The organism is Rhodococcus sp. 14-2496-1d, from assembly GCF_002259365.1.
Classification (GTDB): domain Bacteria; phylum Actinomycetota; class Actinomycetes; order Mycobacteriales; family Mycobacteriaceae; genus Rhodococcoides.
Genome location: NZ_NPFV01000010.1, coordinates 123540 through 136743 on the forward strand (window position 1 = coordinate 123540; position 13204 = coordinate 136743).

Here is a 13204-nt window from a genome sequence, read left to right on the forward strand (position 1 = left end):
ACGAGCAATGGGCCATTACAAGAGCAACCTTCGGGACCTCGAGTTCAACCTCTTCGAGCTCTTCGGACTCGACGAGACCCTCGAAGGCGACAACTTCGGCGACATGGACGGCGAAGTTGCCCGCGACATGCTGCGCGAGGTCGTTCGCCTGGCCGAGGGACCGCTGGCCGAGTCCTTCGCGGACGCCGACCGCAACCCGCCCGTGTTCGACCCCGAAACCCACAGCCTGAAGCTGCCCGACTCCTTCAAGAAGTCGTTCAAGGCGCTCTACGACGGTGAGTGGTGGCGTGTCGGCCTCGACGAAGAAGTCGGCGGCATGGCAGCCCCTCGCAACCTCCTGTGGGGCATCAACGAGATGCTTCTCGGCTCGCAGCCCGCAGCATTCATGTACTCCGCAGGCCCCGGCTTCGCGAACATCCTGTTCCACAACGGAACCGATGAGCAGAAGGAATGGGCCAAGGTCATCGTCGAGCGCGGCTGGGGTGCCACGATGGTGCTCACCGAGCCCGACGCCGGATCCGACGTCGGCGCAGGCCGCACCAAGGCCATCAAGCAGGACGACGGCTCGTGGCACATCGAAGGCGTCAAGCGCTTCATCACCTCGGCTGTCTCCGACGACCTGTTCGAGAACATCTTCCACCTGGTACTTGCGCGTCCCGAGGGTGCCGGACCGGGCACCAAGGGCCTGAGCCTGTTCTTCGTACCGTCCATCCTCTTCGACTTCGAGAAGGGCGAACTGGGCGAGCGCAACGGCGCATTCGTCACCGGCGTCGAGCACAAGATGGGCCTCAAGGCCTCCGCCACCTGCGAGCTCACCTTCGGTGGCCATGGCGTCCCCGCCAAGGGCTGGCTCGTCGGCGAGGTCCACAAGGGCATCGCGCAGATGTTCGACGTCATCGAGCACGCTCGAATGATGGTCGGCACCAAGGCAATCGGCACTCTCTCCACCGGCTACCTCAACGCACTCGAGTACGCCAAGGAGCGCGTCCAGGGCGCTGACCTGACGCAGATGACCGACAAGACCGCACCTCGCGTCACCATCACCCACCACCCCGACGTGCGTCGCAGCCTCATGATGCAGAAGGCGTACTCGGAGGGCCTGCGCGCGGTGTACCTCTATACCGCCGCACACCAGGATCCGATCACCGCCAAGCAGGTCTCGGACGCAGACACCGACATCGCGTACCGCGTCAACGACCTCCTGCTGCCCATCGTCAAGGGCGTCGGCTCCGAAATCGCCTACCAGGTACTCGCGGAGTCCCTGCAGACCCTGGGCGGCTCCGGCTTCCTCCAGGACTACCCGCTCGAGCAGTACATCCGTGACGCCAAGATCGACTCGCTGTACGAGGGAACCACCGCCATCCAGGCGCAGGACTTCTTCTTCCGCAAGATCGCCCGCGACCGCGGCGTGGCTCTGGCTCACGTTGCCGGACAGATCAAGTCGTTCATCGACAGCGAAGCAGGCAACGGCCGACTCAAGGCCGAGCGCGCACTGCTCGCCACCGCACTCGAAGACGTGCAGGCCATCGTCACCTCGATGACCCAGCACCTCATGGGCGCACAGGACCAGCCCACCGAGCTGTACAAGGTCGGCCTGGCATCGGTGCGCTTCCTCATGGGCTTCGGTGACCTGCTCATCGGCTGGCTGCTGCTGCGTCAGTCCGAAATCGCCATCGCCGCACTCGACAACGGTGCAGAGGGCAAGGACAAGGCGTTCTACGAAGGCAAGGTCGCCGTGGCCTCGTTCTTCGCCAAGAACATCCTCCCGCAGCTCACCTCCACCCGAGCAATCCTCACCAACATCGACAACGACATCATGGAACTCGACGAAGCAGCATTCTGATTCCCTGACATCGTCAACGGCCGCACCTGTTCTCGGGTGCGGCCGTTGCCATGTGATGGGCATGGTGGGGTGGGGCCCGGTTGCCGCAAACGCGCGCGCATTCGTCAGATGCACGCGAATTCTGCAGGATCCTGAGGCAATTTCGCGCGCGTTCAGCAAAAGCGCGCGCGTTTGTCAGGGTTGCGCAGTTGCGGGTCCCGGCTGCCGCAAACGCGCGCGCGTTCGTCCGGGTTGCGGAGTTACGGGTCCCGGCTGACGCAAACGCTCGCGCATTCGTCAGATGCACGCGAATTCTGCAGGATCCTCAGGCAATTTCGCGCGCGTTCAGCAAAAGCGCGCGCGTTTGCCGGCCAGTCGGCGTACTCCGCACGCTCCCTCGCGGTGGCGGCAGGGCAGCGGCCCGCTCCACGGCTCGAGCAACGCGTGCCACCACCTCCGCCGGATTCGCCAGGTCTGCCCAGGTCCAGCGCACCACGGGATAGCCGAGATCGCGTACGGCGTCCTCCCGCACCTTCTCCCTGAACACCACGTCGCCGGGGTTCTCATCCTCCCGTAGGTACTTGGTGTACTTGGCTCTACCATCGAATTCGCACACAACAACGCCATTGACCAGCCAGTCGATTCGCGCCAGCGCCCGCCCATCCGGATCCAGGATCTCCACCTGCGACTCCACAGCGAATCCGTTCTCGCGCAGAATGATTCGACTCTGAGATTCGCCAGGGTTTTCGCTTCGCCCGTCCATGAGAGAGACGGCTCGCCGCGCCTGCGCCACACCTTTCCAGCCCCGAGCACGCTGCAACTCCGCGTCGAGCTCCTGTGGATCGCAGCGCTTCAGAGCCGCGTCACCGGCAATCACCGCCGACACAAGGGGCTCGGTACGAGCAAGGTCGACAACCGTCCGCGCCAGCGAGGTCACGGAAATTCCTTCGACGGTCGCGTACGGCACCCACGGCGCACAGTGCACGATCACCGCTGCGTTCGCGCGACCTCCGCCGCGGCGATGTCGAGTGACGTGCACCTTGTCGAATCCCCCTGCGGATAAGGGTAATTCGTGCAGCAGTGCTGCAGATCGATGACTGACGGCGCTGCCCTCGGCAATTGTCGGAAGTACGGCGTCGATCAACAGCCGATGCCGTCCCTGCTCCGAGAGGCCGGCAAGCCTGGACGACGGAACGTAGACGCCGTTCACCAGACGCTCCCAGCCCCCGCGTTCGTACAGTGCCCGCAACTCGTGATCGGCGTGGCCATCGGCGAGCGCCTCCGAGCGTCGCACCATTCGGTCATCCTTCATTCTGCGAGTTTCGACTACGCGCGCGACGTCTCGAGAAGAAAAGTAGCCACCTGTGCACAAGTACGCACCTGTGGATGAATACAGGTACGGGGGTACCAGTTCGCCCCACCGTTGGTCTCGTAAACGCGCGCGCGTTTGCGAAATCCCGAGGCGAACAGGTACGCAACCCAGGGCCAGCAAGGCCGAACCAGCGGGGCCGAGCAGGAACAAACGCGCACGCAGTCGTCAGATGCGCGCACAATAGCCCCCCGATCAGGCCACCAATTCGCGCGCGTTCGGCAAATGCGCACGCGTTTGCGAAATCCCGAGGTGAACAGGTACGCAACCCAGGGCCAGCGAGGCCGAACCCGCGGGGCCGACCACAACAAACGCGCGCGCAGTCGTCAGATGCGCGCACAATAGCCCCCGATCAGGCCACCAATTCGCGCGCGTTCGGCAAATGCGCGCGCGTTTGCGAATTGCAGAGGCGAGAACAGCGAGGCCGAACCCCCAGGGCCGAGCGAAATGAACGACTACTGTTGCAGTTTACGAAACTTGCTGCCGTGGAACACGATTGGGTTCACTTCGCTTTGCACGTCCAGGGAATGTATGCGCAGCAACACTATTGCGTGGTCGCCTGCGGGGATTTGCTGTTCGATGGTGGTGTCCAGCCAGGCGGTGGCACCGACGATGAAGGCTGCGCCCCCGTCGGTGACGGTGAGATCGAGGCCGGCGAAACGGTCACCGGTCTTGGCGGCCAGGGTACGGACGGCGTCGTTGTGTGCCTCGCCGAGAACGCTGACACCTATGTTGGGTGCCAATTCGAGTTTCGGCCAGGTCGTCGACGTGTTCTGGATGCACACCGCGACGAGCGGCGGGTCGATGGACACCGAGACGAAGCTGCTGGCCGCCAAGCCCACCATGACACCGTCGATCTTCGCGGCGATTGCGACGACGCCGCTCGGGAACTGCGCGTACGCCTCGCGAAGCGTCTGCTGATCGAGGACGGTACGTGTGAGCGACATTGGACGAAGCTCCCCTTCCGATCTTGTGGTGCACCCCCGCGTGGGCGCAATTCTGTCGAGCGAACACCTAGTGCAAGCAAACACCCGATCGGGCGGCGACGCCACAGTCCGAATCGCCATGATTCGAACCGTCGGCGCGCGGGTGCGGCATCACTCGTCTTCGTCCGGTTCCGGAGCGGGGTCCGCTGCGGGTGCCGGAGCGGGGTCCGGGCGATCGGGCTGAACGCACCGCACGATGGGGATCGGGTCGTACTTCACCGTTCTGGTGTTCCGTGAAATTTCCCTGCCCGACGCGGCGTCGCTGATCACCCTGGTATCGCTGGCGGTGAATCCCTGGCCCCCGCCAGACGCGACGCAGCCTGCGCCTGCAGGCAATGTCACCGTATTCGGTGAGGTGAAATTGGTTCGCGAACCGGTGATCGACTCGACGTCGACCGTTTTCGTTCCCCACAGTCGGACGGTGACGCTGGACGAGTCGGCGAACGATTCGATGACCACGCCGGTGTCGTTCGGGTTGGTGAACTTCAGGTCGATGGCACCTTCGAAGACCGTCGCTTCGCGCGCCTCGGGGTATCGGCTGATGTAGTAGCTGTGTTCGGTGTGATCGGTGTCTTCCATACCGGCGAAGTACGACGCGTTGTAGAGCGTCGTCGCGAATTGGCTGATGCCGCCGCCGATTGCGCGATCGGGTCGACCGTTGTCGATGATCCCCGACTCCACGAAACCCTGCGCGCTTCCTCGCGGACCGGTGTACCCGTTGAGCGAGAACGTCTCTTTCGGCTTCACGAGCGCACCGTTCACGATCTGCGCCGTCAGCCCGATATTGACGCCCGACGCGTACTCGAACCCGCCGGTGGTGTACTCGGCGATCACTTCTCGCACCCCGAGATTCTGTGCGGCCTCGGTGGTGAGAGCGGGTGGGGCCGGTTCGTAGATCGCCTCGGTGGTGCGCGGTCCGTCGGCGGACAGCAACGCGGGCAATTGTTCGAGAGTCTTGCGCCACTCGACCAGCTCGCCCATCTCTCCGGGAACGACGGTCGGGGCACCACCGGAGAAAGTGAACGACGCGTCCTTCGGCGGCGTCTCGGTGCGCACGAGTTGCGGCGCGAGAATGCCTGTGGCGACGTCGGTGTCGTAGATCGGAGTCAGTCCGCCCTGGCCGTCCGGGTCGAAACGCAGAACCTCGCCCACACGATCCGTCGGAAGGATCGCGTCGACGTTCTGTCGGCCCGCTACGGTCACCGGTGCCTCGACCGCAGGAACGGCGATGTCGGCGAAGGCGCGATCGACGGCGTCCTGAGTCACCGTGACGGGTGTTGTCTCGTAGGCCGCTTCCGTTGCGCCCGAGGCCCATTCGGCCTGCAGGTTTCGACGCGTGCCGTCGGCGTCGAGCACCCGGCCGGACAGCGGCGCGACGGCAATCGGTGTGCTTCCGTCGAACACCACGTCGCCCTCGACAGGATCTCGGTCGGTCTCGACGCGCAGTCCGTCGACGGCAGCGGTGAGCGCTTGCTCGTCCGTGGTCGACACGACGCCGATTTCGCGGCTGCCGAACAACGACGTCAGCCGGGTGATCGGATTGATCGGCTGCGATCCGGCTCGGTCGAGCGTCGCGTTCCAGTCCACACCGAGGCCTGCGGCGGCCGGGAGTATCTCGACCTGTCGATCGCCGACGTCGACCGACACAGGCTGCTCGGCGCGCGCGCCCAGCTCCGAGCGCAACAGGGCTTCGGCGTCGGGGTGACTCTTGCCGCCGACCTCGATCCCGGCGACGGTGACGCCGCGGGGCACTCGGTCGCTGGAGGTGATCCAATCCGCCGCGTAAAGCAGCGTGAGAACGGCGACCACCGCGCCGGTCCCGATCGCGATCTTCCGCCACGGCGGCACGAATCCGGACCCGTCGGCGGCCTGCGGCGAGCCGTCCTCCGGCGGAATCACAGGTGGTCCGGCCGGCGACTCCGATTCGGGAGAAACAACGGTCTCGCGAGGAGCACCAGCTTCTGCAGCAGTAAGAGGCTCCGCAGGAACGATTGACTGCGCGACGGTCGGCGATTCGTCGGCTGCGGGCGGCGGTTGCGGGGCCGGGGTCTGGTCGGGCGCGGCGTCCCCGGGAACGACGTCGTCGGCTTCGGTGGACTCGGCCTCGTCGCCGACCGGATCTGCGGCCACTGTGTCTGCATCGACCGAACCTGGATCGACCGACCCAGCATCGACGGACTCAGCATCGACGGACTCGGCGTCAGCCGACTCGGCATCGTCCGACTCCGGATCGACGACATCGGATGTCGCGTCGGAAGGCTGCTCCGCCTCGGAGGAATGCTTCGGACCGTCGGTCTCGTCGCGGATCGCACCGAAGACCTCGGTGGGAGCGTCGTACGGCGGTACGTCGGGTTTCGGTTCGGCACCGTTGGGCGCGTCACCCGACCTACTGTTGCCCTCGCTCACGTTCGACCCTTCCAGGACCACCGTTGGTTGTGTTCCGCCCTTCTGCCCGGCGTACCCATCGCACGAGCTTACGCAAACCGAACGGTGCCGCTCACTTCGGAGACCATCGGCACAGAGACGAGTAAAGGCCCCGTGCTGCTGCCGGGTCGGGGGTCAGGCAGCAGCACGGGGCCACTGGGAATATAGGCCCACTGCGGCACGCCGTTACAACGACCGCGAAATTGTCTAGTCATTTCATTCGGTTGAATGATCCAGGGGTCGTCGAGCTGTCCCCTTGCCCGACGGCTCGGGCCCAATGTCCGGTTCTGACCAGCGCGAGAGTGAGGAGAAGCCGATCTCGCGGATCGGTCAGATCCTGCCCGGTCAACTCCTCGATGCGGTGGACCCGGTAGATCACGGTGTTGCGGTGGCAGTAGAGCGCCTTGGCGGCGTTGGTGGGCGAGCCGTCCGACGCGAGCATGTGCGCCAGGGTGTCGAGCAGAGTTCCTCGATGCGGCTCCGGGTGCGTCCACAGCTTTCCCAGAGCATGGCGCACCAGCAATTCCGACGATCGATCATCGGCCGCCATGATCACGCGGGGCAGTCGGTCCGTCGCCAACGCCACGCCACTGTCTTCGGTGATGGTCTCGGCCGTCAATGCCGCGAGGCGATACGCCGCAGCGAACGACGACAGGCCCTCCGGCGAATGCGCGACCCCCACGGGCCCGACGGCCCGAGCAGCGAGTGCGTCGACGACGGAGTGCCACGATCCCGTTCCGAGTGCGACGAGCGCGAACTGGTGGCCGTCCCTGGTGTTCCAATGCGAGACCGCACCGATCTGATCCATCGCGTCTTCCGGTGCCGGGAGCGGCGGCGACCCTTGATCGTCGAGCGGACCGACGACACACGCGATTTGCTGCGATGCCGAAAGACCAAGGGTGGCACGCGCTTCCATGACGAACGCTGGATCACCGCCCCGCCCCGATCGAAGGCCGTCGAGTATCACCAGCACGTTGGCGAGATCGCGCTGCTGCATCCGGGCGCTTTCCTGCCGGTATGCCTCGACGAGTGTTTCGTACTGGCTGTCGAGCGCGCGCCACAGCTGTTGCCCGGCCACGAGCAGCAGATGCTCGTCGATGCTGGTGCGGCACTGCTCGCGCTCGAGCATCAGCTCCTCCCACAGCGTCCGACTCCCCAGCGTGTACGCCTTGAGCACCAACTCCATCGGAATCCCCTGGCGCGCACGCTCTCTGCCGGTACGGCGCCATACCTCGCGCGCGTTGTCACCCGCGGCGGTCAGCCCCGACAGGGTGCGGAGCCCCTGGTTGATGTGCTCGCGAGTGCTGCGACGAATCTCGCCCGCGATGTCCGGAGTGGAACTGGCCAGGTAGCCGGGTTCCTGCTCGATCAATGCAAGCGTGATGGAGTCCGCGATCGAATCCGCCCGTGACGTCAGGGCTGCCCACGCACGGCGAATCTGTTCCTGGTCTGCGTCCGTCACCGCTCCCCGGGCAGCCGAACGCGCGGATCCGCGTCGACCATCGAGAGCTCCCACCTGCACAGTTTTGCGCACTGAGCCCACATCGCAGGTCGATTTGACCGTTACTGGTGCCCAGGGACCCAAACATTCTGTGCGCAGCGCCCATATCGCCCGTTGTGCGAAACGCACCATAGTGAACGCAACAGATTGTGAGGTGGATCACTTGAACTCTCTCGACACGTTGGACCCGGTCCTCACCATGACGGACATCGAAGTGTCGTTCGGCGGAATCGTCGCGCTGTCCGGAGTCAGTCTCGAGGTGCGACCCGGCGAAGTCCTCGGCGTCATCGGACCCAACGGCGCAGGCAAGACGACGCTGTTCAACGTTGCGTGCGGACTCGTCCGACCGCAATCGGGAACACTCGGACGACACGGCGACACGCTGACTCGACTACGGCCCCACGACCTCCCCCGACTCGGTATGAGCCGAACACTGCAGGGACTCGGACTGTTCGATCGGATGACAGTTCTCGACAACGTCATGGTCGGTGCAGATCGAACAGCGCACACCGGAATCCTCGCGGGCCTGCTCGGCCTGCCGTCGAGCGCATCCGACGATGCCGCGGTCCGCTCGACCGCAATGGCCACCCTCGAACGCCTGCGAATCGACGACTACGCGCACCGATTGCCACCGAGCCTGCCGTACGCGGTGCGTAAACGCGTCGCACTGGCACGCGCCCTGGTGAGCGAACCGACACTGCTCCTGCTCGACGAACCCGCCTCGGGACTGTCCAGTGACGAGATGAGCGAACTCGGCGACGAGATCCGTGCGCTCGCAACGTCGACGGGTCGTTCCGCCGGCCCCACCCCTGCGGCATCCACCGGCTCCGAACCGGAAAGACCCGCAACATCGGTCATGCTCGTCGAGCATCACATGGATCTGGTCATGAGTGTGTGCGACCGGATCTACGTGCTCGATTTCGGCAAGGTGATCGCTCAGGGAACGCCCGACGAGATTCGCGAGGATCCGGCCGTGCTCGCTGCTTATCTCGGAAACGAAGTGGCACATGAAGACTGACGCGGCGCATCTGACGATCACCGATCTGACCGTTCGATACGGACCGGTCACCGCCCTCGACTCGGTGTCGATGACCGTCACGGCGGGAGCTGTCACCGCCGTCCTCGGCGCGAACGGAGCAGGGAAGACGACCCTGCTGCGCACCATCTCGGGGTTGCTGAAACCGGTATCGGGGAGGATCGAACTCGCCGGCGTCGACATCGTCGGCGTTGCACCGGATCGGATGTCCCGCAAAGGTCTTGCGCACGTTCCCGAGGGTCGGGGCGTGATCGCCGAGTTGACCGTCGACGAGAATCTTCGACTCGGCGCGATGGGACGCAACCGAAGTCACGACGCCGTCACCCTCGACCGCATCTACGACATGTTTCCGCCCCTGACCGGTCGTCGAACATCCTCGGCCCACACCCTGTCCGGCGGCGAGCGACAGATGCTCGTGATCGGCCGGGCGCTGATGGCGACACCGTCGGTACTTCTGCTCGACGAGCCGTCACTCGGACTCGCGCCGAAGGTCGCTGCGCAGATATTCGAGACGTTGCGCGGACTCGTCGACTCCGAGTCGATGACCGTCGTACTCGTCGAACAGAACGCCCGCAGCGCTCTGTCGATCGCCGAACATGCCGTCGTACTCGATCTGGGCAAGGTCGCGGTGGAAGGCCCCGCCGACACCTTGGCCGGGGACGACGCCCTCCGACACGCCTACCTCGGGTTCTAGAGCAAGCCGAAAGGACGCCAGCCACAGTGCAACAACTGCTCACCATCCTCATCAACGGCGTGACCACAGGCATGATCTACGCCGCGTTCGCGCTCGCCCTCGTACTCATCTGGCGATCGACCCGCATCGTCAACTTCGCACAGGCCCCGATGGCCATGATCACCACGTACGTGGCACTGGTCGTCATCGACGCCGGCTACTCGTACTGGATCGGATTCGGGGTCGCGCTCCTGTGCGGCCTGCTCCTGGGAGCCTTGACGGAGCGACTCGTCATCCGATTCGTCGACAGCTCGTCGCACATCAACCCGGTCATTCTCACGCTCGGGTTGTTCATCATCATCCACGCGGTGGCCGCCATCGTCTTCGGCAACCAATTCCGTTCGTTCCCTGCGCCGTTCGGCCTCACCGGCCAGCGGATCGGCGACGTGAACGTGGCGTTGACCGGGTACGACATCTTCAAGATCCTCGCCGTCCTCGTGGTCCTGGGATTGCTGATCCTGCTCTTCCGGTTCACCGATCTGGGACTGAAGATGCGTGCGAGCGCCTTCGAGCAGGAGGTCGCCAAACTCCTCGGCGTGCGCGTGAGTCGAATGCTCACTCTCGGTTGGGCGCTGGCCGCAGTGGTCGGTTCGCTGGCCGGACTGCTCATCGCAGGCGGCTCGCTGGTGCACCCGGGCTACATGGACTCGATCGTCGTGTTCGGTTTCGTCGCAGCGGTTCTCGGCGGACTGGACAGCCCGGCGGGCGCAGTCGTCGGTGGCCTGCTGATGGGCGTAGGGCTGAGTTTCGTCAGTGGTTACCTCGGTCAGGATCTGGTCTCCAGCGCAGCATTGGTGATCCTGATCGTCGTTCTTCTGTTGCGACCGAGCGGGTTGTTCGCCAGCTCCGCGGCCAGGAGGGTGTGACATGAACGCGACTCTCACTCGCCTCACCGCAACACCGGTTCGACGCCACGTGCTCGGTGCCGTCATCGGGCTGGTCGTCATCGTCCTCGCGCTCGAATCCCTGAGCACCTTCCGTCAGAGCCAACTCACCTCGGTGGCCTACCTCGCCATCGCGGCCGGCGGCCTGACGGTGCTGACCGGGCTGAGCGGCCAGCTGTCACTCGGGCACGGCGCATTCATGGCGGTCGGTGCGTACACCGCGGCATTGATGTTGCGGGCCAACGATTCGGGATGGTCGGTCCCCCTCGTCCTGCTCGCCGCCACCGTGATCTCGGCGGTGGTGGGTGTCGTGGTCGGTGTGGCGGCCGCCCGACTGCACGGGCCGTACCTGGCCGGCGCGACTCTGGCGCTCGCTGTCGCGGTACCGGGCCTCGCCCTGTACTTCTCGGACTACCTCGGCGGCGAACAAGGACTCGTCGTACCGGCACCGAAGGTGCCCGAGCTGATCGACGACATGATGTTCTTCGTCACCGGAAACGAGCTCAGCGGAACCAAATTCGTCGCCTATGTCAGCTGGATACTGCTGGTGCTCGTGTTCTTCCTGTTGGCGAACGTCTCGTCGAGCCGAATCGGCCGTCGCTGGCGGGCCGTCCGGGACGACGAAGTGGCCGCCGAGTTGTCCGGAATCGATCTCGGCCGCGCACGCATTCTCGCGTTCGTGGTCAGCGCGGCCTGTGCGGGAGCGGGCGGTGCAGTCCTGGCGATGTCGGCACGAATCGCCGCACCGAGCGGATTCACGCTGACTCTCTCACTGACCTTGCTCTCCGCCGTCGTCATCGGCGGGCTCGGCACCCTTTCCGGCGCGTTGATCGGGGCGGTTCTGCTGACCTACATCCCGCCGGTGGTCACCAACTTCGGGCTCGATCTGGGTCTGAGCAGTCTGCAATCGGCCGAACTCGCACCACTGGTGACCGGAATCTTCACCGTCCTCGTCATCCTGTTCGCCCCACTGGGTTTGGTGGGCACGTATCGCAAGTTACGGACAACCAGAAAAGGAATGAAATGAAAAAGTTCGGATCGGTGGCTTTCAGAACGACCGCGCTCGTCGCCGTCGTCTCGTTGGCCGCGGCGTGCGGTGCAGGTGGCCGAGAAGAGACGACGGAATCCTCGGAAGGGTCGACGGTCGGCATCACCGACACCTCGGTGAAGATCGGTGCCCACTTTCCGTTGACCGGGGTCGCAGCGCCCGGGTACAGCGAAATCCCCACGGGCGCACAGGCCTACTTCGACTACGTCAATGCCGCAGGTGGCATCAACGGCCGACAGATCGAGTACGTGGTTCGGGACGACTCCTACGATCCGACGACCACCACCCAGGTCGTCAACGAACTGGTACTCCAGGACGAGGTGTTCGCCGTCGTCGGCGGACTCGGCACCGCGACCCACAGCGCCGTCATCGACTTCCTCAACGAGGAAGGTGTGCCCGACCTGTTCGTCTCCTCCGGTGCGATCATGTGGGGCAACGATCCGGAGAAGTACCCGAACACCTTCGGGTGGCAGCCCGACTACCAGGTCGAGGGCAAGATCATCGGCGACTGGGTAACCAAGAACCGGCCCGACGCCAAGGTCGGACTCTTCCTCCAGGACGACGACCTCGGCCGGGACAGCGAGGCCGCAGTGCGCCAGTATCTCGACGATCAGATCGTCGAGGTCGTGCGCTACACCTCGGGCAACACCGACGTCGCACCACAGATCGCTGCTCTGCAGGGTGCCGGAGCGGATCTGGTCCTCGGCTTCAACGTCCCCTCCTACACCGCACTGAGCCAGCTGACAGCCATGCGACTCAACTACGACCCCGAGTGGTTCTACAGCTCCATCGGATCCGACGTCGACCTCGTCGGCTCCCTGCTCGGACGGTTCTCTCAGGGCGCGGTCACCGACGGCGCGCAATCGCTCGAAGGGATGATCTCGCTGGAATACATCCCGGGCGTCGACTCTCCGGAGAATCCGTGGACCCAACTGTGGCAGAAGGTCTGGGCCGAGAACGGAACCGGTGACCCGTTGACCAATTACCGTATCTACGGACTGAGCCAGGCATACGCCTTCGTACAAGCCCTCCAGGCGGCAGGCGAGAACCCCACCCGTGAGGGCATCGTCGCAGCCATCCAGGAAGGCGGAATGGACTTCGAGGGACCGCAGTTGGCCCCCTTCCGATACTCCGATTCGAGCCACCTCGGAATCTCCGGTGCCAGTGTCTTCCAGATCCAGGGAGGCGTGCCCGAGTACCTGACTCCGGTGCTTCAGACCGACATCGGGGATTCGGCGGTGGAGGAATACACCGGCGAGGAGTCCACACCACCGGAAAGCGGCATACCGGGCTGATCACACGTGAAAGGGCACGCAGAGCGAACTCTGCGTGCCCTTTCCCACGTTGTGGTCGGCAGATCCGAAAACCCCTCGATTACCGGATCCACCGACCCTATGACCC

Annotated in this window: 10 protein-coding genes; 6 read left to right on the top strand and 4 right to left on the bottom strand. The window is 64.8% G+C overall.

Features of this window, described 5'->3' with window-relative positions; genetic code table 11:
- The first annotated feature begins 7 nt into the window (after positions 1–7).
- Positions 8–1843 (top strand): acyl-CoA dehydrogenase, encoded by a 1836-nt coding sequence (locus CH296_RS07470; protein ID WP_032396636.1) that lies wholly within the window; start codon positions 8–10, stop codon positions 1841–1843.
- A 304-nt stretch (positions 1844–2147) separates the two neighbouring features.
- Here the strand turns inward: CH296_RS07470 and CH296_RS07475 are convergent, their stop codons facing one another.
- The 4 genes from CH296_RS07475 to CH296_RS07490 form a co-directional block, all read right to left on the bottom strand.
- Positions 2148–3134 carry a hypothetical protein gene (locus tag CH296_RS07475; RefSeq protein ID WP_094684399.1) on the bottom strand — a complete coding sequence of 329 codons (987 nt, stop codon included), beginning with the start codon at positions 3132–3134 and terminating at the stop codon, positions 2148–2150.
- A gap of 512 nt (positions 3135–3646) precedes the next feature.
- On the bottom strand, positions 3647–4138 hold the full coding sequence (locus tag CH296_RS07480; protein ID WP_045197252.1) for a flavin reductase family protein: 492 nt from the start codon (positions 4136–4138) through the stop codon (positions 3647–3649).
- A 150-nt stretch (positions 4139–4288) separates the two neighbouring features.
- On the bottom strand, positions 4289–6583 hold the full coding sequence (locus CH296_RS07485) for a VanW family protein (protein ID WP_179277654.1): 2295 nt from the start codon (positions 6581–6583) through the stop codon (positions 4289–4291).
- Between the two features lie 229 nt (positions 6584–6812).
- Positions 6813–8117, bottom strand: coding sequence for a CdaR family transcriptional regulator (locus CH296_RS07490; RefSeq protein WP_306436974.1), 1305 nt, complete (start codon positions 8115–8117; stop codon positions 6813–6815).
- A gap of 148 nt (positions 8118–8265) precedes the next feature.
- Here CH296_RS07490 and CH296_RS07495 point away from each other — a divergent pair, with 148 nt between their 5' ends.
- Genes CH296_RS07495 through CH296_RS07515 form a run of 5 tightly spaced genes read left to right on the top strand, consistent with a single transcriptional unit; the run spans position 8266 to position 13098 of the window.
- Positions 8266–9120 (top strand): ABC transporter ATP-binding protein, encoded by an 855-nt coding sequence (locus tag CH296_RS07495; protein ID WP_256980375.1) that lies wholly within the window; start codon positions 8266–8268, stop codon positions 9118–9120.
- Positions 9110–9832, top strand: a complete 723-nt coding sequence (locus CH296_RS07500; RefSeq protein WP_032396639.1) for an ABC transporter ATP-binding protein — start codon at positions 9110–9112, stop codon at positions 9830–9832. Before CH296_RS07495 ends, CH296_RS07500 begins: the two co-directional genes overlap by 11 nt.
- Positions 9833–9858: 26 nt before the next feature.
- Positions 9859–10737 (top strand): branched-chain amino acid ABC transporter permease, encoded by an 879-nt coding sequence (locus CH296_RS07505; protein ID WP_032396640.1) that lies wholly within the window; start codon positions 9859–9861, stop codon positions 10735–10737.
- A 1-nt stretch (position 10738) separates the two neighbouring features.
- On the top strand, positions 10739–11782 hold the full coding sequence (locus tag CH296_RS07510; protein WP_032396641.1) for a branched-chain amino acid ABC transporter permease: 1044 nt from the start codon (positions 10739–10741) through the stop codon (positions 11780–11782).
- Positions 11783–11796: 14 nt separating this feature from the next.
- On the top strand, positions 11797–13098 hold the full coding sequence (locus tag CH296_RS07515; RefSeq protein WP_235386923.1) for an ABC transporter substrate-binding protein: 1302 nt from the start codon (positions 11797–11799) through the stop codon (positions 13096–13098).
- Positions 13099–13204: the final 106 nt, after the last annotated feature.

What these genes read in the sequence shown, in the direction of transcription:
- CH296_RS07470 (WP_032396636.1), top strand. Translation starts at nt 8, where the DNA reads ATGGGCCATTACAAGAGCAACCTTCGGGACCTCGAGTTCAACCTCTTC.
- CH296_RS07475 (WP_094684399.1), bottom strand. Translation starts at nt 3,134, where the DNA reads ATGAAGGATGACCGAATGGTGCGACGCTCGGAGGCGCTCGCCGATGGC.
- CH296_RS07480 (WP_045197252.1), bottom strand. Translation starts at nt 4,138, where the DNA reads ATGTCGCTCACACGTACCGTCCTCGATCAGCAGACGCTTCGCGAGGCG.
- CH296_RS07500 (WP_032396639.1), top strand. Translation starts at nt 9,110, where the DNA reads ATGAAGACTGACGCGGCGCATCTGACGATCACCGATCTGACCGTTCGA.
- CH296_RS07510 (WP_032396641.1), top strand. Translation starts at nt 10,739, where the DNA reads ATGAACGCGACTCTCACTCGCCTCACCGCAACACCGGTTCGACGCCAC.